General features: G+C 74.3%; 17 protein-coding genes and 1 pseudogene. 9 read left to right on the top strand and 9 right to left on the bottom strand.

The window, feature by feature from the left end; genetic code table 11:
* The 4 genes from AC5R91_RS22200 to galU form a co-directional block, all read right to left on the bottom strand.
* Positions 1 to 537 carry a MogA/MoaB family molybdenum cofactor biosynthesis protein gene (locus AC5R91_RS22200; protein WP_495393249.1) on the bottom strand — a complete coding sequence of 179 codons (537 nt, stop codon included), beginning with the start codon at positions 535 to 537 and terminating at the stop codon, positions 1 to 3.
* The gene (gene moaC / locus AC5R91_RS22195) at positions 534 to 1,124 is read right to left on the bottom strand and encodes a cyclic pyranopterin monophosphate synthase MoaC (RefSeq protein WP_495393248.1); all 591 of its coding nucleotides are present in this window, start codon (positions 1,122 to 1,124) and stop codon (positions 534 to 536) included. Before moaC ends, AC5R91_RS22200 begins: the two co-directional genes overlap by 4 nt.
* A complete protein-coding gene (glp, locus tag AC5R91_RS22190; protein ID WP_495393247.1) occupies positions 1,121 to 2,434 on the bottom strand; it encodes a molybdotransferase-like divisome protein Glp in 1,314 nt (437 codons plus the stop codon). Before glp ends, moaC begins: the two co-directional genes overlap by 4 nt.
* A 275-nt stretch (positions 2,435 to 2,709) precedes the next feature.
* Positions 2,710 to 3,642 carry a UTP--glucose-1-phosphate uridylyltransferase GalU gene (gene galU, locus AC5R91_RS22185; RefSeq protein WP_495393246.1) on the bottom strand — a complete coding sequence of 311 codons (933 nt, stop codon included), beginning with the start codon at positions 3,640 to 3,642 and terminating at the stop codon, positions 2,710 to 2,712.
* A gap of 380 nt (positions 3,643 to 4,022) precedes the next feature.
* Here galU and AC5R91_RS22180 point away from each other — a divergent pair, with 380 nt between their 5' ends.
* Both AC5R91_RS22180 and AC5R91_RS22175 read left to right on the top strand, forming a co-directional pair.
* Entirely contained in the window at positions 4,023 to 4,763 is a 741-nt protein-coding gene (locus AC5R91_RS22180; RefSeq protein ID WP_495398029.1) for a 5-formyltetrahydrofolate cyclo-ligase, read from the top strand.
* A gap of 44 nt (positions 4,764 to 4,807) precedes the next feature.
* Positions 4,808 to 4,948, top strand: a pseudogene (locus AC5R91_RS22175) (FmdB family zinc ribbon protein); the annotation flags it as partial.
* A gap of 14 nt (positions 4,949 to 4,962) precedes the next feature.
* Here the strand turns inward: AC5R91_RS22175 and AC5R91_RS22170 are convergent.
* Positions 4,963 to 5,292: a hypothetical protein gene (locus AC5R91_RS22170; protein WP_495398108.1), complete on the bottom strand. Its 330-nt coding sequence runs from the start codon at positions 5,290 to 5,292 to the stop codon at positions 4,963 to 4,965.
* A 632-nt stretch (positions 5,293 to 5,924) separates the two neighbouring features.
* Positions 5,925 to 6,155, bottom strand: coding sequence for a hypothetical protein (locus AC5R91_RS22165; protein ID WP_173402713.1), 231 nt, complete (start codon positions 6,153 to 6,155; stop codon positions 5,925 to 5,927).
* A 78-nt stretch (positions 6,156 to 6,233) separates the two neighbouring features.
* Between AC5R91_RS22165 and AC5R91_RS22160 the strand changes: the two genes are divergently transcribed.
* Together AC5R91_RS22160 and AC5R91_RS22155 are read left to right on the top strand one after the other, a co-directional pair.
* Entirely contained in the window at positions 6,234 to 6,533 is a 300-nt protein-coding gene (locus AC5R91_RS22160) for a hypothetical protein (RefSeq protein WP_495393245.1), read from the top strand.
* Between the two features lie 262 nt (positions 6,534 to 6,795).
* Positions 6,796 to 6,939, top strand: a complete 144-nt coding sequence (locus tag AC5R91_RS22155; RefSeq protein WP_009741885.1) for a hypothetical protein — start codon at positions 6,796 to 6,798, stop codon at positions 6,937 to 6,939.
* A gap of 158 nt (positions 6,940 to 7,097) precedes the next feature.
* Here the strand turns inward: AC5R91_RS22155 and AC5R91_RS22150 are convergent, their stop codons facing one another.
* Entirely contained in the window at positions 7,098 to 7,886 is a 789-nt protein-coding gene (locus AC5R91_RS22150; protein WP_495393244.1) for an alpha/beta fold hydrolase, read from the bottom strand.
* A 292-nt stretch (positions 7,887 to 8,178) separates the two neighbouring features.
* On the opposite strand from AC5R91_RS22150, the gene AC5R91_RS22145 reads away from it, so the two are divergent.
* From AC5R91_RS22145 to AC5R91_RS22130, 4 genes are all read left to right on the top strand, one after another.
* Complete coding sequence (locus AC5R91_RS22145; protein ID WP_495393243.1) at positions 8,179 to 8,904, top strand: GntR family transcriptional regulator; 726 nt, start codon at positions 8,179 to 8,181, stop codon at positions 8,902 to 8,904.
* Positions 8,905 to 8,969: 65 nt separating this feature from the next.
* Positions 8,970 to 9,830: a biuret amidohydrolase gene (biuH, locus tag AC5R91_RS22140; RefSeq protein ID WP_495393242.1), complete on the top strand. Its 861-nt coding sequence runs from the start codon at positions 8,970 to 8,972 to the stop codon at positions 9,828 to 9,830.
* A 15-nt stretch (positions 9,831 to 9,845) separates the two neighbouring features.
* Entirely contained in the window at positions 9,846 to 12,089 is a 2,244-nt protein-coding gene (locus AC5R91_RS22135) for an allophanate hydrolase (RefSeq protein ID WP_495393241.1), read from the top strand.
* Positions 12,090 to 12,124: 35 nt separating this feature from the next.
* Positions 12,125 to 12,406: a metal-sensitive transcriptional regulator gene (locus AC5R91_RS22130; protein WP_041939889.1), complete on the top strand. Its 282-nt coding sequence runs from the start codon at positions 12,125 to 12,127 to the stop codon at positions 12,404 to 12,406.
* Positions 12,407 to 12,532: 126 nt separating this feature from the next.
* On the opposite strand, the gene AC5R91_RS22125 is transcribed toward AC5R91_RS22130, so the two are convergent.
* Entirely contained in the window at positions 12,533 to 13,069 is a 537-nt protein-coding gene (locus tag AC5R91_RS22125) for a MarR family winged helix-turn-helix transcriptional regulator (RefSeq protein ID WP_495393239.1), read from the bottom strand.
* 216 nt (positions 13,070 to 13,285) lie between these two features.
* Here AC5R91_RS22125 and AC5R91_RS22120 point away from each other — a divergent pair, with 216 nt between their 5' ends.
* Positions 13,286 to 14,032: an alpha-ketoglutarate-dependent dioxygenase AlkB gene (locus AC5R91_RS22120; RefSeq protein ID WP_495393238.1), complete on the top strand. Its 747-nt coding sequence runs from the start codon at positions 13,286 to 13,288 to the stop codon at positions 14,030 to 14,032.
* A 124-nt stretch (positions 14,033 to 14,156) separates the two neighbouring features.
* Here AC5R91_RS22120 and AC5R91_RS22115 read toward each other — a convergent pair whose 3' ends face one another.
* Positions 14,157 to 17,945, bottom strand: a complete 3,789-nt coding sequence (locus tag AC5R91_RS22115; protein WP_495393237.1) for a protein kinase domain-containing protein — start codon at positions 17,943 to 17,945, stop codon at positions 14,157 to 14,159.
* Between the last annotated feature and the right edge of the window lie 531 nt (positions 17,946 to 18,476).

Raw genomic sequence — 18,476 nt, 5'->3', positions numbered from 1 at the left:
CTATTCCGCCGTCCCGGCGACGCCGGGCACAACCGTGTGGTCATCGCCGCCGCGGATCTGGGCCACGGCATGTCCGACGACCCCGGCGAGCACGCCCAGCCCGTCGCGGACGCCTCCCGTCGAGCCCGGCAGGTTCACCACCAGCGTCGCCGCCGCGGTCCCCGCGAGACCGCGGGAGAGCACCGCCGCGGGGACGGCGTCGCGGCCCGCGGCCCGCAGCGCCTCGGCGAGCCCGGGGATCGGCCGCTCGATCACGTCCCCGGTCGCCTCGGGGGTGACGTCCCGCGGCCCGAGGCCGGTCCCGCCGGTGGTGACGACCAGGTCGATCCCGTCGACGACGGCGGCCCGCAGCGCGGCCGTGATCCGCTCCCGCTCGTCGGGGACGACCTGCGCCGGGCCGACGGCGAAGCCGAGCTCGGCCAGCCCGGCGACGAGCAGCGGGCCGGAGCGGTCCGGGTAGACGCCCCCGTACGCCCGGTCGGACACGGTGACGACCTGGGCCCGCGCTCCCGGTGGAAGGCTCGACGAGCGGCTCACCGGACCGCCCCCGCCGGGCCCGCGGCCGCCGGAGCACTCGGCTCATCCCGCGCGGCGGGTCCGACCGCCGCGACCGGTCCCGACGGAGTCTGCGGCCCGATCTCCCGCGAGGGCCCGGCGCGCCACTCGCCGTGGCGCCCACCCGTCTTGGTCAGCACCCGCACGCCGGTCAGTTCCGCGCCGGGGTCGACCGCCTTGACCATGTCGTGCAGGGTCAGCCCGGCCACGGTGACGGCGGTCAGCGCCTCCATCTCGACGCCGGTCCGGTCGGCCGTCCGCACGGTGGCGGTGATCTCCACTCCGTCGTCGCGGACCGTGAGGTCGACGGTGACCCCGGAGATCGCGATGGGATGGCAGAGCGGGACGAGGTCGGGCGTGCGCTTCGCGCCCATGATCCCGGCGATCCGGGCGGTCCCGAGCGCATCCCCCTTGGGCACCCCGGTGCCGCGCAGCAGCCCCACCACCTCGGGGGTGACCCGCAGCAGGCCGGTGGCGGTCGCCGTGCGGGCGGTGACGTCCTTGGCCGTGACGTCGACCATCCGGGCCGCCCCGTGCTCGTCGACGTGGGTGAGTCGGGGCGTGGTCATCGGACGATCGGCTCCGACGGCCCGGCGCCCGTGTCCGACCTGTCGGTCTCCGTCCAGCCCATGCCGGAGAGGATGGCGCCTGCGTCCCCGCCGAGCAACAGTGCCGGCAGCCGGGCGCCGGCCGGTACCTCCGTCACGTCCTCGGGAATGACCAGCAACGCCTGGGCGCCGGCCAGCGAGGTGAGCTGGTGGGAGCCCTGGCCGCCGGCCGGGCGGGCGACGGTGTCCGGACCGGGCCGGCCGTCCTCGCCGAGGCGGTCGAGGCCGACCCGCACGAACGTGCGCCGGCCGGGCGCGGAACGCAGTGCCGTGCCGACCGTCACGACGATCCGCGGCAGACCCGCGGCTGTCAGCCCGCGCATCCGGCGCAGCGCCGGGCGGACGAACAGCTCGAAGGAGACCAGCGCACTGACCGGGTTGCCGGGCAGCGCGAAGATCGGCACGCCCTCGACCAGACCGAAGCCCTGGGGTTTGCCCGGCTGCATCGCCACCTGGTCGAACCGCACGCTGCCGGTCCCGGTGAGGACCTCCTTGACGACGTCGTAGGCGCCGACGCTGACCCCGCCGGTGGTCACCACCGCGTCGACGTCCCCCAGCACCCCGTGCAGGGCCTTGGCGAAGGCGTCGGGCTCGTCGGGCACGCCGGTGAGCCGACGGACGACCGCCCCGGCCTCGCGGGCGGCGGCGGCGATGCCGTGGCTGTTGGAGTCGACGATCTGCCCCGCGCCGAGCGGCGAGCCGACCTCGACGAGCTCGGTGCCCGTGGACAGCACCGCCACCCGCGGCCGCGGGTGCACCGGCGGGCGCGCCACGTTGACGGCGGCGAGCAGGCCGATCTGGGCCGAGCCGATGACCGTCCCCGCCGTCAGCACCAGCGCGCCGGGGGTGACGTCCTCGCCGGCGCGGCGGATGTGCAGCCCGCGGGCAGCGGGCCGGCGCACCGCGACCGACTCGCGGCCGCCGTCGGTCCACTCGAGCTGGACCACGGCGTCCGCGCCGCGGGGCAGCGGGGCGCCGGTCATGATCCGCACCGTCGTGCCGGGTTCCAGCGGCGCCGGCATGCCGGGCCCGGCCGGGATGTCGCCGACGACGGGAAGGGTGGTGGGGGCGTCCTCGGTGGCCGCGGCGACGTCGGCGGCCCGCACGGCATAGCCGTCCATGGCCGAGTTGTCGAAGCTGGGCAGGGCCACCGTCGCCCGGACGTCCGCTGCTAGCACGCAGCCGTGGGCCTGCTCCAGCCCGGCGCGCCGGGGGCGGGTCGGCGCCACCTCCGCGAGAATTCGCTCCAGGTGTTCATCCACCGTCGTCATGGGCGCCCGTCCCCGTTCCTGTTGCCCTTTGATGCCGGCCCGGCGTGCCCGGCCGACATCATCCGGGCTACGGCCATCGGAGCCCGGACACCTTCACTGCATCGGCGGCCGGGCGGGCGCCACGCACCCGTCGACGTCCGCCGATCCATGCCCGACCTGCGCGCCGATCGCGCCCGGGCCGATCCCGGGAGCGTTCCTGCCCGCGCCGGAAGCGTCAAGGTTAGACGAATGCAACCAGGTTAATCAGGGGATGACGGTCGAAGAAAACGCGCGAATTAGGACAAACTTCCCTTGGGTCCGCCGGCGGCGACGTACTCCTCGAGCCACGGATAGAGGTCGGGACCCAGATCGGCCCGCTCGCAGGCCAGCCGGATGACCGCCTTGAGGTAGTCGACCCGGTCCCCGGTGTCGTAGCGCCGGCCCGTGAACACCACGCCGTGCACCGGCTGGGCGTCGGCGCCCCCGGCCGCCGCGCGCAGCGCCAGCGTCCGCAGCGCGTCGGTGATCTGGATCTCCCCGCCCCGCCCGGGCTCGGTGTGCCGCAGCACCTCGAAGATCTCCGGAGCCAGGACGTAGCGGCCGATGATCGCCAGGTTGCTCGGGGCCTCCGCGACCGGCGGCTTCTCCACCAGGTCCAGGATGCGCACGATCCCGTACCGGTCGTCCGGCCCGGTGGGGACGGACTCCACCGTGGCGACGCCGTACATCGAGACCTGCTCCTGCGGGACCTCCATCAGCGCGATGACGCTGCCGCCGAAGCGGGCCTGCACCGCGAGCATCTCCGCCAGCAGCGGGTCACGCTCGTCGATGAGATCGTCACCGAGCAGGACGGCGAAGGGCTCGTCGCCCACGTGCGCGGCTGCGCACAGGACGGCGTGACCGAGCCCCCGTGGCGAGGGCTGGCGGACCGAGTGCACCTCGGCCAGCTCCGCCGACGCGCGGACCCGGCGCAGGCGGGTCTCGTCGCCCTTGCGTTCCAGCGCGGCCTCGATGTCCGCCTCTCGATCGAAATGGTCCTCGATCGCCTTTTTGGTGCGGCTGGTTACAAGGAGGACGTCGCGCAGGCCGACCCGAGAGGCCTCCTCGACGACGTATTCGATAGCCGGCCTGTCGACGACCGGCAGCATCTCCTTGGGCACCGCCTTCGTGGCCGGCAGGAAGCGAGTGCCCAGACCCGCGGCCGGAATAACCGCCTTCGTCACTGGCATGGGGAAACCTTAGCCGGACCGAAGTGCACGAGCACCGCGGCGGCCGCCTTCACGGGCGATGCACAGCTCAGACGGTATCCGGCCGAGTGCCGGGCGCCACCGGCACGACCACGACGTCGCCGGCCCCGCGCGCCGCGCGCCCATCCCACCCACCCGCCGCCCACGGCTCCCACGGCCCGGACGACCCACCCGCTGCGCCCCGCGCGCCCCGTCCGCGGACCGTGGAGCCTCCCGCCGCAGCCCCCGACCACGGCCGGCGGTGCGACCCGCCGTGGCTGCGCGGGCCGGTGACCTGCTCCGCTGCGCAGCTCCACGGCATCATCCGAGGTCAGAGACCCGGCAACCGCCCCTGCGGCGCCGACCTGCGGGAGGCTGTGCACGTGCAGGGAAACCACCTACCACCCGATCGCCCGCGGGAGGCGCCCGCCGCCGAGCCGCCGGCCTTGCCGGCCTCGGGGCCGGTGCCCGGCGCGGGACTCGGATCGGCGGGTGATGCCGTGCCGGGCGGCGCCGCCAAGCAACGGCTGCGCGCGCGGCTGCTCGCCCAGCGACGAGCCTCCCTGGCCCTGCGCCACGAGCCCTGGTCACCGGCGGACACGGCGGTGCTGGCGACGCGGATCCTGCAGATCCCCGAGGTCACCGACGCCCGGTGCGTCGCGGCGTACGTGGGGCTGCCCGGCGAGCCCGATCTCGCCGACCTGCTGGCCCGACTGCTCGCCCGCGGCACCCGGGTGTTGCTCCCGGTGGTGCGCGCCGATCTCGACCTCGACTTCCGCGAGTACGCCGGCACGCTGATTCCTGGCGCCCTGGGCACCCGGGAGCCACCCGCGGCGGCACCCCCGGGGGACCTTTCCGCGGCCGACGCCGTGATCATCCCGGCACTCGCCGTCGATCGGGCGGGACGGCGGCTCGGCCGGGGTGGCGGCTCGTACGACCGCGCGCTGCGCCGGGTCGCACCCGACGTCCCCGTGATCGCCGTGCTGTACGACCAGGAGCTGCTCGATCTCGTCCCCACGGAGGAGCACGATCGCAGCGTGAAGATCATCGTCACGCCAAGTCGTACGCTACGGTGCGAACCGACTGACGGCACCCGGGAACATCCGAGGCCGTCCACGAGCTAAAGTTGGCAGTCGCCACTTCTGAGTGCCAGCTCCGGGAGGAGTACGTGCCTACCTACCAGTACCGCTGCACCGACTGCGGACGTGACCTTGAAGTCGTGCAAAGCTTCAGCGACGCGTCACTGACGGAGTGCCCGACCTGCGCCGGACGACTTCGTAAAGTGTTCGGTTCGGTGGGCGTGGTGTTCAAGGGCAGCGGCTTCTACAAGAACGACAGCCGGTCAAGCTCCGCCGGCGGTTCCACGCAGCACCGCCCGAAGGACACCGCGGACGCCGCGAGCGCCAACGCCAGCAGCTCCGCCGGCGGAAGCGACTCGTCGTCCAGCTCCGAGTCGTCCTCGGCCGCCACGGCGAGCAGCGGCTCGTCCTCGCCGGCGCCCTCGACGTCGAGCACGGCCTCCAGCACCGCGGCGGCCTGACCGACCGAAGCACGTTCACCGTCTGCCGAAGGCGTCCGGGCGCTCGTCGCCTTGGACGCCTTCGGCATGCTCGGGGGCGGCGCCGGCCCTGCACGCCCGGATGGACCACGCACCCCGATGGACCACGCACCCCGATGGACCACGCACCCCGATGGACACACCCCGTAGGGCACGCACCCCGTAGGGCCACGCACCCCGCCTCCCGCCTCCCGCCACCGGCCCGTCACGACCCCCCGCCCTCGGCGCCGGCTCCAGGGCCTGGGCGGCGCGTTGCGGTGCGTCCCGCCCGCTTTCGGCGCCGGACCGTACCCGACGCACCGCACCGCCCCAGGCGTCCCGGACGAGATGAGGCCAGAACGGGGCGGCAACCATGACCGATGCCGGTTCCGACGAGGCCGTGCGACCGGACGCGCCGGTCACAGTCCGGCGGTCGGGCAGGCCGGGTGCCACGGAGACGGGCGTCCCGTCCTACCCGTCGGCCTTCCCCACGGTGGTGACCGGCGACCGGCGACCGGCGCTCCGCTCAGGACGGAGCTCCGCGCACCGATGAACCGGGATGGGAGCGGACGTTCCGTTTCGTACAGCTCCCCGAAATGCGCTGTTAGTGCGATTCAGCACGGCTGGCAGGCATTTCCGTTCGCCTCCGGACGGCAGGCGCCGACGAGGCCGACGACGGCGGCGGGCGCCGACCCGGATCGACTCCGGATCGGGTCACGCGCCCGCGCCGTCGTACCAGACACACCGCCTACTGTTTGCGGCGGCGATAGTGCTCCACGATCCAGGCGTCTACCTCTCGCTTGCGCCAAACTCGGGTGCCTTTGGCACCACTACCCGTCGGCGCGTTGATGACCTGCAAGGGTGCCGGAAACCGGGAGTCCTTGCGCGTCCAGTAGTCCACCGCCTGGCGAGTGATCTTGAGTTGGAACGCGATGTCCCCGATGCCGACCAACTGCTCACCGTCGTCCACGCGGAACATCGTAACCACTTTGCTCTTCCCCAAGAACCTCGCTAGGGTCTATTTTGCTGCGTAGCAAATTGACGGAGGAGGAAACCGATGCCCCCCACGCCACGCCGCGCCGATGAGGTCGGGGCGCTGTTAGACCGCGACGAGGACTACGACGAGGATCCGATCGGGGATCCGCCGATCACGGTGAGCCGCTACCGAGCGTCCATCCGGGCGGTCCTCGGCGTCCGGACGCCGGAGCCCGGGATCGTCGCTTCCGCCTGGTCCCAACGAGAGACGGACGCTTTCCTGGCGGGCAGCCGGGCCACCCTGCGGCTCGTCGTCGAGGTGATCGGGCACGCCCTGACCACGCCGCCACCCGCCCGTGGTGGTTCCGGCGGCGTAGATTGACCGTCGGCGCGCGGCCCGGATCCGGGTGGCCACCATCCCGCCCGGATCCGGGCCCCGCGCCCCGGTCGCGGGATTGCAGGAGCCGGCCCGGGCGAGTGACCGGCCCGGGCGCCGGGGCGAACAACGCACTCGCGTCTAACCAGTCCGCGGGACGCGGTCCCATCCCGTCGGCAATCGATTCACCACCGACCTGCCGCCCCGGCCGCGATCGCCGGACCGGGACCGCGGCAACGAACAGGCCGCGCCACACGAGGGGAAGATCATGGGCGCCACTGAGCCGCGTGACGACGACTCGTTCGACGACGAACGGGAGATCGGATGGGGCGACGAGTCATTGTCCGAGGAAGACGATCCGGACATCGAGCGACTCCTCGCCGATCTTCCACCGCACCACGTCGAGCGCTGATCGGCGGCGACACCGCGGGTCACCCCGCAGGCCACGAGGTGGAAAGCGCCGCGCTCGGCCGGCTTTCCCGGCGCAATACGTCTACCGGTAGGTAAGCCCGAGCGCCGTGCCGGCACCCGCCCACCAGGCCAGGCGAATTGTGGGTGCCATGGCACGGTTTACTGCGTTGACCCCGTCCCCGGCACGCGCAATCCGTGGTCGGAGCCGGATTGCCCGCGGGAAGCAGCCGCCGAGCTGGCCACGGGGCCAAGGTGGACGCCCTCGAGCAGGCGGGCGAAGGCGGCCGGCGCCTCCAGGTGTGCGGCGTGTCCGCAGCCGGGCACGACCCGGACCGTCAGTCCCAGCTTCTCCCGCAGGAGCAGCGCGGCACGATGGCGCACGGGCGGCGAGTCCGCCCCCACGGTGATGATCGTCGGACAGGTCCGCGCCGGCAGGGGCGGCGGCTCGAAGTCCAGGAACATCGCCAGGTCCCTTTCGACCGCGTCCGGATCGGCCGGCGCGTCGGCGGGACTCCACGCGGATCCGTACAGCGCGCGGGCGAAGGGGACCACACCGCCCTGCGCGAACGCGGCGGCCATCGGCGCGAGCAGCCCGGGCAGCAGCGACCCCACGGCCGGCTCGTGCAGCACGGCACCCGCCAGGGGCACCCCGGCGGCGAGGATCGCCAACCCCAGCGTCGCACCGCCGCTCACCCCGCCGTAGACGGCGCCGTCGAGCAGCGGCCGCAGCGCCGCAAGCTCGGCGGCCAGGTTCCCGGTGGACGGCCGGTCCGGGGCCTGCACCGGCCGGTCGCCGAGCTCTCGGCGCACGCGCCGCCACACCGCCCCGGTCGTCGCCGTGCCGTGCACGAGCACGACGGGTGGCACCGCCGCCCGGGCCGCCTGAGCCGCCACCGCCTCCGGCGCCACGGCCGCCCCCGTCCCACGCATCGTCCCGACGTCCACCACTGCGTCAGCCTCCGTCCCGCCCCTCGACCGAACCGTCCACGGACGGCCGTTAACGCGTCCGCAATCCTCGTCGCAGGAAAGTAACAACGAGCGCATTGATCGGAAACATTCGAATCCTTACCGTCCAATGCATGTACACGGCTCTGTATACAGCGCAGTATGCAACAGGGACGAAAACCCTGTCACGATCGCCTCGGGCGACCGGCCGGGGGCGGGCGGCGACCGCCGCCGGACGGCGGCCCGGCCGAGGGGGGTGGCGCACCGTCGACGTCGATGTCGGATGCTCGGCTGTATGACACCCTCGCCGACCCCGAGGTCCACCGCCGCCGGCAACCTTCGCGACCAGGCATATGTTGCACTGCGTCGACGGCTGATGTCCGGGGAGTTCTCCTTTCGGGACCGGCTCGCCGAGGAACGCCTCGCGGCCCTGCTCGGAGTCTCGCGCACCCCCGTCCGGGAGGCCCTGACCCGGCTGGCCGGCGACGGCCTGGTGGAGAAGCGACCGGACGGCGGCTACTACCCGGCCGAGCCCGACCTCGGCGCCCTGCGCGACCTCTACGAGATCCGGGTCACGCTGGAGCTGCGCGGGCTGCAGCGCGCGGTGGAGTCCGGCACCGCGCACGACCCGTCGGTGTTGGAGCCGTTGCGGGACGCCTGGCGCGCCCTGCGCGACGATCAGCCTGCCCCCGATCCCGCTTTCGTCGCCCTGGACGAGGATTTCCACATCACCCTCAGCCGCGCGTCCGGAAACGCAGAACTCGCCCACATGTTGGACGCAATAAATGCTCGGATCCGCCCCGTTCGGATGCATGACTTCATTACCGCCGACCGGGTTCATCTGACGATCAGCCAGCATCTCGGGATCGTCGAGAGGGTGCTCGCCGGCGATCTCGAGGGCAGCGTCGCCGCCCTGCGCCAGCACGTCGGCGAGTCCATGGACGTCGTCGAGAAGCGGGCGGCCCGGGCGATCACCCAGATGGTGCTGAACCGCAGCCGCGCCTCGGGGATCAGGAGCTGACCGCGGAGCCGGCAGACGCCCACCAGCACGACCGATCACCGTCGGCTCGCACCAGGAGGACCGTCATGACCACCGCAACCTCAGCCCCCACCGGTCTGGCCCCCGAAGCCCCCGCAGACGCCGAAGCCCCCGCAGACACCGAAGCCCCTGCCGGGGCGACTCGGCCCGCCGTCACGGCCGGCCCGCCCCTGCCGAACCCGGACCGGCTGGCCGCCGCCGGGGACCTGCGGATCGGGCCTGTCGTCGCGAACCCCTACGCCTGGCCCTACGACGGATCGTTCAGCCCGGCGACGACCGCCGTCATCAACATCGACTGGCAGGTCGACTTCTGCGGTCCGGGCGGCTACGTGGACGCGATGGGCTACGACCTCGGGCTGACCCGCGCGGGCCTCGCCCCGACTGCGGCGCTGCTGGCCGCGCTGCGCCCGCTGGGCTTCCTCATCGTGCACACCCGGGAGGGGCATCGCCCGGACCTGTCGGACTGCCCGCCGAACAAGCTGTGGCGCTCGAAGCAGATCGGCGCGGGCATCGGGGATCGGGGCCCGCGCGGGCGGATCCTCACCCGCGGCGAGCCCGGCTGGGAGATCGTGCCCGAGGTCGCGCCACTGCCGGGCGAGGTGGTGATCGACAAGCCGGGCAAGGGCTCGTTCTACGCGACCGACCTGGACCTCGTGCTGCGCCGGCATGGCATCACCCACATCATTCTCACCGGCATCACCACCGACGTGTGCGTCCACACGACGATGCGGGACGCCAACGACCGCGGATACGAGTGCCTGCTGCTGTCCGACTGCACCGGGGCCACGGATCCCAGCAACCACGCGGCCGCACTGCACATGGTGACGATGCAGGGTGGCGTCTTCGGATCGGTGGCGACCTCGGACGCGGTGCGTACGGCGGTCACCGCGGCCACCGCCGCGGTCTGAGCCTCGTCCCGCTCCATGGTCATCGACGCTCCCTCCCCCGATCCGACCAGTACGGCCCCGGCGCCACCCACCGCCGAGCCGGAACCTGCCCACCCCGATCCGACCAGCGCCGCCCCCGAGCGGCGCGCCCCGAACCTGCAGGCACCGGATCCGCAGGCGCCGGACCTGCAGGCGCCGGACCTGCAGGCCGCAGTGCTGCGGGCGGGGTATCGCAGCGGCCGGCTGCGGGTAACCGAGGTGATCGCCGCCGTCTACGACCGGATCGAGGCCCGCGGGGACGACGCGGTGTGGATCTCGAGATTCCCCCGGGCGCAGGCGCTGGCCCGGGCCGCAGCCCTGGACGCGCAACGGGATGCCCTGTTCGGACCACCCCCGGCCCGCACCGTCTCCGTGGCCCCCGCCGCCCCCATGGCCCCCATGGCCCTCGCGGGCAGCGCAGGCAACGCGGGCAGCGCAGGCAGCGCAGGCAACGCGGGCAACGCGGGCAGCGCGACCGGACCTCATCATGACCCGAGCGGGCTGGGAGGCGCGACACCGGACCTGCATGCCCTGTTCGGGCTGCCCTTCGCCGTCAAGGACAACATCGACGTCGCCGGGCTCCCGACCACGGCCGGCTGCCCGGGCTTCGCCTACGAGCCGACCGAGGACGCCCCGGCCGTCGCCGCGCTGCTCGCCGCCGGGGCCATCTGCGTGGGCAAGACGAACCTCGACCAGTTCGCGACCGGCCTGTCCGGGGCGCGCTCGCCCTACGGCACGCCGGTGTCGCCGTTCGACTCCACCCTGATCGCCGGCGGGTCGAGTTCCGGCTCCGGCGTCGCGGTCGCGGTCGGCCTCGTGACCTTCGCGGTCGGTACCGACACCGCGGGCTCCGGCCGGGTGCCGGCGGCGCTGACCAACGTCGTCGGGCTCAAGCCCTCCCGCGGCCTGGTGAGCACCCGCGGCCTGGTCCCGGCCTGCCGGTCGTTGGACTGCCTGAGCGTCTTCGCCCTCAGCGTGGCGGATGCGCGCCTGGCCCTGTCGGTCATGAACGGCTACGACGCCGCCGACCCCTACTCGCGCCGGCTGCCCCTCATGCCCCCGGCGGACGCCGCGCCGGCCCCGGACGCGGCCACGGCGGCTTCGTTGTTCCCGCCCGGGCAGGGGGCGGGCGGGGACAACGATCATCCGCCGCGTCCCCCGCACGGGCTACGGGTCGGGGTGGCCAGGCCGCAGCAGCTCACCTTCTTCGGTGACCGGGGGGCCCGAGCGGTCTACGAGGACGGGCTGCGACTGATCCGCGGCGCCGGCGCGCGGACCGGTGAGATCGACCTGGGACCGTTCCTGGCGGCGGGGGCGCTGCTGTACGGCGGGCCCTGGCTGGCGGAGCGGTTCGCCTCGGTGGGTGAGTTCGTGACCGCCCGGCCGGACGAGGTGCATCCGGTCGTCCGCACCGTGCTCGAGCCGGGCGCGTCGATCACCGGGGTGGAGACGTTCCGGGGTCTGACCCACCTGCGCGCCCTGCGCCGCCAGGCCGACGAGATCTGGCGGGACGTCGACGTGCTGGTCCTGCCGACCGTGCCGACGACCTACCCGGTCGAGGCCGTTCAGGCCGACCCGATCGGCCTGAACGCCAGGCTCGGCCGGTACACCACCTTCGTCAACCTGCTCGATCTGGCCGCCATCGCGATTCCGGTCGGCTTCGCCGACGGACTCCCGCACGGGCTGACCCTCATCGCCCCCGCGGGCCGGGACGAGTTCCTCGCGGACCTCGCGGCGCGCCTGCACGCCAGGACGGGCCTGCCGGTCGGCGCCACCGGCCACGCCCTGGCCCGGTCGGGCCCCGCCGCCCGGCCGAGCACACCGACCGGCTTCCTCGACCTCGCGGTGGTCGGCGCGCACATGAGTGGGCTGCCGCTGAACGGCGAGCTGACCCGACTCGGCGCGGTGCTGCTGCGGCACGACCGCACGCTGCCCCGGTACCGGCTCTACGCCCTGCCGGGCCCGCAGCCGCGCCGTCCCGGCCTGCTGCGGGTGCACACCGGCGGCGCGGCGATCGACGCCGAGGTGTGGCGGCTGCCGCTGGCCGCGGCCGGCGGCTTCCTGCTCGGCGTGCCGGCTCCGCTGGCGATCGGGACCGTCGACCTCGCCGGCGGCCCCACCCTGGGCTTCCTGTGCGAGTCGGCGGCCGTGGACGGCGCCCTGGACATCACCGCCCTCGGGGGCTGGCGGCCGTATCTGGCCCGACCCCGGACGGAGACAGCACCCTCACAGGTACCGTAGGGGGGTACTGGTCATCGTGGGGGAAGGCGCTGCGGATGCACGGCTACACCAACACCAAGGACGAGTACACAGCCCGGTTGCGCCGGATCGAGGGGCAGGTCCGCGGCCTGCAACGCATGATCGCCGAAGACAAGTACTGCATCGACATCCTGACCCAGGTCTCGGCCGCGACCCGGGCCCTGCAGTCGGTCGCTCTCGGCCTGCTGGAGGACCATCTCGCGCACTGCGTGGCCCACGCGGCGGCGGAGGGCGGCCCCGTCGCCGACGAGAAGCTGCGGGAGGCGTCCGCCGCGATCGCCCGGCTCATCCGGTCCTGACGTCCTCCTCCACCCGACCGTGAGCCGGAGCATCCACTCCCAGACCCCCGTGCGGGCCGGCGCCAGGTACCTGCCAACCCGGGGCTGACCGCCCGCAGCCCCCGGCGCGGGGCGGTTTCCCACCGGTCACCCGGTCGGCTGGCCGCGATCACCCAACGCATCCACCAGGTTCGACAGCGCGGGCAGGGCGGTGAGGATGGCCGTCCGGTCGGCCTCGACCAGCCGGGCCAGGGCCGCGCCGAGGCGTCGCTCATGGGCACGCTGCCAGCCGGACAGGGCCGCCGCCCCGGCCGGGGTGAGCCGCAGCAGCGCCGCCCGCCGATCCGCCGGATCGCGCTCACGGTGCAGGTAGCCGGCGTCGGCGAGCTGCTGCACCAGCGTCGAGACGCTGTTCGGGGCGAGTCGCAGGCGCCCGGCGAGCTCACCGACGCGGGTGCCGTCCGCCTCGGCCAGGCACTGCAGGAGCTCGACCTGCGCCATCGGCAGGGCCTCCCACGAGTACTCGGTACGGATGCTTGCCCGCAGCACCCGGCGCAGCCGGGTGACGACCTCGGTGAGTCGGCGCACGTCCCAGTCGGGACCGGTCGCTGCCTCGCCAGCCGTCGACGACGGGAGGACGGTCGAGCCCTCGGAGACGCCGGGCTCGGGAGAACGTCCGGTCATCGGGTCTGCGGCGTGGAGACCCCGCCGATCACGGCGGGGAGGAAACGCCGCTCCATCATGGTTGGCATTGTTGTTGTCCGTTCCACGCCGACGACACCACCGGTACCCGGGGCCTCGATCCCGCAGGTTACGCCCCGCGGTGACGGCAGCGGCGCACCGCGACCATGGATCGGCCCACACCGGGACCCGCGGTGGGCACGAGGTAGCGTCGACAAGGTGACGGACGCCGTCCCACCGGGCACGGGTGTCGGCCGCGCGGGCAGGCCCGCCGCGCCGCCGGGCGCGGGGGCGTACCTGTCGCCGGGCGTCGGCGTGGTGGATCCGGCGGCACGCTCGGATCGGCTCTGGCTGGACGAGCGGTCCTGGGTCGACGTCACCCGCGGTTGGCTGCGCGGCGCGGACGAGCTGTACGAGGCGATGCGCTCGGGCCTGCCCTGGCGGCAGGGTGCCATGTGGCGCTACGAGCGCCAGGTCACCGAGCCGCGGTTGACCGCGTGGGTCCCCCGCGGCGCGCCGGTGCCCTTCCCCGCCCTGGTGGACGCCTACCGGGCGCTGCGGCGCACCTACGGAGTGGAGTTCGACGGGTTCGGCATGTCCCTGTACCGGGACGGCTCCGACGGCGTCGGCTTCCACCGCGACCGCGAGATGCGCTGGCTGGACGACACGATCATCGCGATCCTCACCCTCGGCGCGCAGCGGCCGTTCCTGGTGAAGTCGCGCCACCTGCCGCCGGGCCGGCGGCTGCTCAACGACCCGCAGGCGCCCGGCGGACGCGACCTGTCCCCCGCCGGCGGGGATCTGATCGTGCTGGGCGGGCGCGCCCAGACCGACTGGCTGCATGCGGTTCCGCGGGTGCACCGGCACGTCGGCGCCCGCATCTCCGTGCAGTGGCGCTGGACCTCCAGGGCGGGCCGGCCCGAGCAGGGGCCCGGCTACGGCGCGGCCCGCCGCTTCGACCGTTAGCCGCGACCACGCCACCGCCCCGCGCAGTCAGTCGCCCGGCGGAGTCAGTCACAGGGCCGGCCAGTCACAGGGCCGGCCAGTCACAGGGCCGGCCAGTCACAGGGCCGGCCAGTCACAGGGCGGGTTAGTCGCAGGGCGGGTCGTAGCGACGGTGACCGAGCTGGCTGCGCCACTGTTCGCGGCTGATGCGGTCGCCGACCCGGGCGCACACCTCGTCCTGGGCCGCGAGCAGATCGAGCTGCCAGAGCCGGACGCCGTCCCCGACCGCGGCCGCCAGGGTGCCGGCGGGCCCGGCGAGGCCGAGGGCGGTCACGCCGGTGGTGACGCCGACCGGCAGGGTGCCCCGGTGCACCGGCTGGGACGGCGAGGACATGTCCCACAGCGTGATCTGGCCGGCCGCGCCGCCGACGGCGAGCACCCGGCCGTCCGTGGACAGCGCGAGGGTTCCGGGCGGGTCCGCCGCGGCGCCCGGAGCTGGTCCGACGGCGGGAGCCGGCCCGGGAGCGATGGACGCCAGCCGACGCAGACCCCGCGGATCGCCAAGCCCGAATATCTCCGTCTGGGTGCCACGGGAGGTCGTGGTGGTCGCCGCGAACCAGCGACCACCCGGGCTGACGACGATCGCCCGGACGTCGGCCGCGGCGGTGCGCTCCGCGCGGCTTCGCGGGTTCCGCGGATCGGTGACGTCCCACACGGCGAGGCGACCCGGGCCGCCGAGCACGAGCGAACGCCCGTCCGGGGTGAAGGCCACGCCGGTGACCGCCGACGGTCGGGTCAGCACAGCGAGGGCCCGCGGCGAACGGGGGCGGCTGACGTCCCACAGCCGGACCGTCCGATCCGCCCCCGCCGAGGCGAGCATCCGGCCGTCCGCGCTGACCGCGACGGCCGTCCCGGCGCCGGCGTGACCGCGCAGGTCCGCCAGCGGCGCGACCTCGGCCGCGGCGGTACGCACCTGATCCAGCGCGCCGTCGTCCACAAGCCGCGGCGGAATGAGCTGCCACAACCGGATCACGCCGTCCACACCGGCCGTCACCACGGTCTGCGGCACCGGGGCGGTGGCGGACGCGGACGGGTGCGGCACGATCGTGACGGCACGCAGCGCCGACCCGGCCGACCGCGGGGCACTGTCGGCGGCCTCGGTCACGCGTGGTGCGTCGGCCGTCCCGGCGCGGCCGCCGGCGGTCGCGCCGTCCGGGGTGAGCTCCGCGGCGCTGAAACCGCGCCGGGTGCCGTCGGCGGAACGGCTACCGGAGCTGGTGGCGGGCTGTGCGCGGCCGGCGGCGGTCGCCGCGGTGTCCGCGGTCAGGTCGCCGACCCGGCGTATCCGAGCGGGATCGGCGATGTCCCAGACGGACCCGCCGGCATCACCGACCGCGATCAGGTACCGGCCGTCCGAGGTAACCCGCAGGCCACGGATGGCTCCGGTCGACGCGACGATCTGCCGGACGCTCGCCTCGACCAGTGCCTGGGCGGCCAGCGCGGTCGGCTCGACCCGGTACGCGGCGACGGCAAGCTGCCCGGCGAGGTTCGGCTCTCGGTCGAGCAGGCGGATCGCGGCCCCGGCGGCACCGCGGGACGTCGCCGCGCCGCCGCGGTCGCGCACGGTGCCCAGGATCGCGAACGCCGGGATGACCAGTAGCGACGTCGCCGCACCGAGCGACAGCGCGCGCCGCAGCCACCCGCGGTCCGGTCGAACCTGGTGCGGCGCCGCGACCGCCGGCTCCTCCCGGTCTCCGCCGGTCCCGGCGGTCCCGGCGGTCCCGGCGGTCTCGCCGCTCTCGATGGTGCCGCCGGCCTCGCCGCTCTCGCGGCATTCGGCGGCCGCCGCGGTCTCGCGGCGTTCGGTGGCCGCCGCGGTCTCGCCGCTCCCGGTGGCCGCTACGGTCTCGTCGCTCCCGGTGGCCGCTACGGAATCGCCGCTCCGGGTGGCATCTGTGACGGCGGCGTCGCCCTCCCGGGGCGATCCGTCCGCCCCGGCCGGGCAGGCGTCCGCCGGCTGCCGGGCGGACGGGGACGACGCGGGCAGGGCCTGCTGGGGTATCAGGGCGGTCGCCGCCAGCACCGCGGTCGCGTCGGCCGGCGTGACCCGCGCCCCGACCCGCTCGCCGAGGACCGCGCCGGCACCCGGAACAGCCGCACCGCCCGGAGCATCGCGGCCGCCCGGGGATGGCCTCTCCCCTGGCACTCGTCCGCGGTCAGACGTGCTCGTCCGCTGACGCGGGGCCGTCGTGGGGGTGTTCGGGCCGGGCGCCGGCACGACCGGGAGCAGCGCGGTCCGGTCCTCGTCGGGCGGGTCGTCGCCGCCCACGCGCCGGGGCGGCGAGGCACCGGGCAGCAGGACCGTCCCGTCCCCGGACGGCTGCCCGGACCCGACCGGTGGGGATAAGGAGGTCGGGCCGGCCACGGTCGCGGCCAGCGGAGATGTCGCCGCGATGAGCGACGCGTTCGCGGGGTGCGACGACGTCCCCTCCCGCGAGGCCGTCGCACCAGGCGAGATCCCGCTGCCGGCGGGCCTGGCCACCGTCTCCTGTGCGCCCTCGCCTCCGGGCCGGCTCCCACCCGGGGGCTCGATGTCGACGTCGCGTCCGAGTTCGGCCCTGGGCGCGGGCGCGTCGTCAGCCCCGGCGTCCGCCGCGCTCGCAGGATGCGCCTCCCCCGCAGGATCGGCCTCCGGCTCAAGCTCCGACTCCGGGGCAGGTTCGGGCTCCGCCTCCGACTCCGCACCGGGCACGGACTCGGGCTTCGGCTCAGGGCCCGATTCCGCCTCGGGCTCGACCCGCGGGTCCGACTCCGCCCCGAGCGCGACCTGCGAGTCCGACTCCTCCCCGAGCTCGACCCCCGGGTCCGGCTCTGCCCCGAGCGCGACCTGCGAGTCCGACTCCGCGGCGAGCTCGACCCCCGGGTCCGGCTCCGCCTCGGACGCTGCCGGCGGCCGCCGGTGACCGTCGGCCACCGGCGCGGCGCAGGGCAGCGGACCGGAGGTCACCGTCGTCTCCTGGGCTGTCGCCGCGACGGCGTCGGCGGCGTCTTCGGGGAGTCCCATCAGGCCGTGTTCGGGGACAGGCCGTGGGTCGTCCTCGGGAGCACCCACCATGAGGTGCTCGAGCAGGTCGACGGCGCGGGGCCGGCGCTTGGGGTCCTTGCGCATCGCGGCAGAGACCAGGTCGCGCAGGTCGGGATCGAGCATCGACAGATCGGGCTCGGCGTAGACGGCACGCTGGAGCAGGGCACGCGGCGTGCCGGCGCCGAACGGCGGTCGGCCGGTCGCGGCGAACAGCAGTACCCCACCCCAGGTGAAGATGTCGGACGCGGCGGTCACCGCCTGACCCAGAGCCTGTTCCGGACTGATGAACGCGAGCGTCCCGACGCCGGACGAGGAAGTGCCCGAATTGTCGGCGGAGACCGCGTTCAGCACTCGGGCGAGACCGAAGTCGACCAACCTCAGCCCTTGCCCAGAAAGCACCACATTTGTCGGCTTCAAATCACCGAAGACAATTCCCTCGCCATGGAGCGCGGACAGAGCCGCGGCAAGCCCCACGGCGAGCCGGGCGGTGTCGGCCGAGTGCAACGGGCCGTCGTCCTCGACGCTGGCGGCGAGAGTCGGCGCGTCGATGTACTCGACGACCACGTAGGGGTTCCGGGCCAGCGTATCCAGGTCCAGGATCGCGGCGAGGCAGAACGGGGCCAGCCGCCGCAGATGATCAAGATCGATGCGCAGCCGGCGGCGGAACTCCGTGTCCCGCGCGAACGGCGCCGTGATCAGCTTGATGAGGACGGGACGCGCGAGATTGTTACGGGCAAGAAACACCGGCCCGGTCCCGGCATCGACCAGCTTCCGTTCAACCGTGTACGGACCGATAGTCCGGGGATCGAGCCCGGCAAGAGCCTGGGGAGTGCGCCGGGCAATCGCCATACGACGAAACCTCCTACGGCTGCACAAACCGGCTGGGCGGGCACGCCGGCGGATCTGGTCGACAAAAGCATGCTATCGGCGCGGAGCGAGGGCGGGGACAACATCCATTCGGTCGCGGCGCGGCGTCAGCCGGGACACAGGGGAATGAGGGGTCCGGACCGGACGGTCCGGTGCGGCTGGGCGGCCGATCTGGCGCTGGTCGGCGTTGCCATCACGACGAAGCGTGAGGTACCGGAAACGGACGGAAGCCCCCGACCGTGTCCGTCGCCCGCCCGCAGCGACGGTGTGATGTGACCGACACAACGGACCGCCACGCGCCGGTGGTCCCCCGGGCGGGCACCCGCGCTACCCCCCGAGCACCCACCCCGACCGCCACTCCGACCGACGGCCACTCCGACCGACCGCCACTCCGACCGACCGGCACTGCCAGACGACCGGCACCGCCAGGCGACCGGCACCGCCCTCCGACCGACGCCTCGGGTCACCCCACCCCGCGACGCGACCCGGCGTCCCGCCCCGCTCGCCCGCCAT

This window comes from Frankia sp. BMG5.60 (assembly GCF_059428125.1).
This window is presented reverse-complemented; position numbering and strand designations above follow the sequence as displayed.

What these genes read in the sequence shown, in the direction of transcription:
- biuH (WP_495393242.1), top strand. Translation starts at nt 8,970, where the DNA reads ATGACCACCGCAACCTCAGCCCCCACCGGTCTGGCCCCCGAAGCCCCC.
- AC5R91_RS22165 (WP_173402713.1), bottom strand. Translation starts at nt 6,155, where the DNA reads ATGTTCCGCGTGGACGACGGTGAGCAGTTGGTCGGCATCGGGGACATC.
- AC5R91_RS22130 (WP_041939889.1), top strand. Translation starts at nt 12,125, where the DNA reads ATGCACGGCTACACCAACACCAAGGACGAGTACACAGCCCGGTTGCGC.
- AC5R91_RS22160 (WP_495393245.1), top strand. Translation starts at nt 6,234, where the DNA reads ATGCCCCCCACGCCACGCCGCGCCGATGAGGTCGGGGCGCTGTTAGAC.
- galU (WP_495393246.1), bottom strand. Translation starts at nt 3,642, where the DNA reads ATGCCAGTGACGAAGGCGGTTATTCCGGCCGCGGGTCTGGGCACTCGC.
- AC5R91_RS22145 (WP_495393243.1), top strand. Translation starts at nt 8,179, where the DNA reads ATGACACCCTCGCCGACCCCGAGGTCCACCGCCGCCGGCAACCTTCGC.
- AC5R91_RS22135 (WP_495393241.1), top strand. Translation starts at nt 9,846, where the DNA reads ATGGTCATCGACGCTCCCTCCCCCGATCCGACCAGTACGGCCCCGGCG.
- AC5R91_RS22155 (WP_009741885.1), top strand. Translation starts at nt 6,796, where the DNA reads ATGGGCGCCACTGAGCCGCGTGACGACGACTCGTTCGACGACGAACGG.
- AC5R91_RS22115 (WP_495393237.1), bottom strand. Translation starts at nt 17,945, where the DNA reads ATGGCGATTGCCCGGCGCACTCCCCAGGCTCTTGCCGGGCTCGATCCC.
- glp (WP_495393247.1), bottom strand. Translation starts at nt 2,434, where the DNA reads ATGACGACGGTGGATGAACACCTGGAGCGAATTCTCGCGGAGGTGGCG.
- AC5R91_RS22125 (WP_495393239.1), bottom strand. Translation starts at nt 13,069, where the DNA reads ATGACCGGACGTTCTCCCGAGCCCGGCGTCTCCGAGGGCTCGACCGTC.
- moaC (WP_495393248.1), bottom strand. Translation starts at nt 1,124, where the DNA reads ATGACCACGCCCCGACTCACCCACGTCGACGAGCACGGGGCGGCCCGG.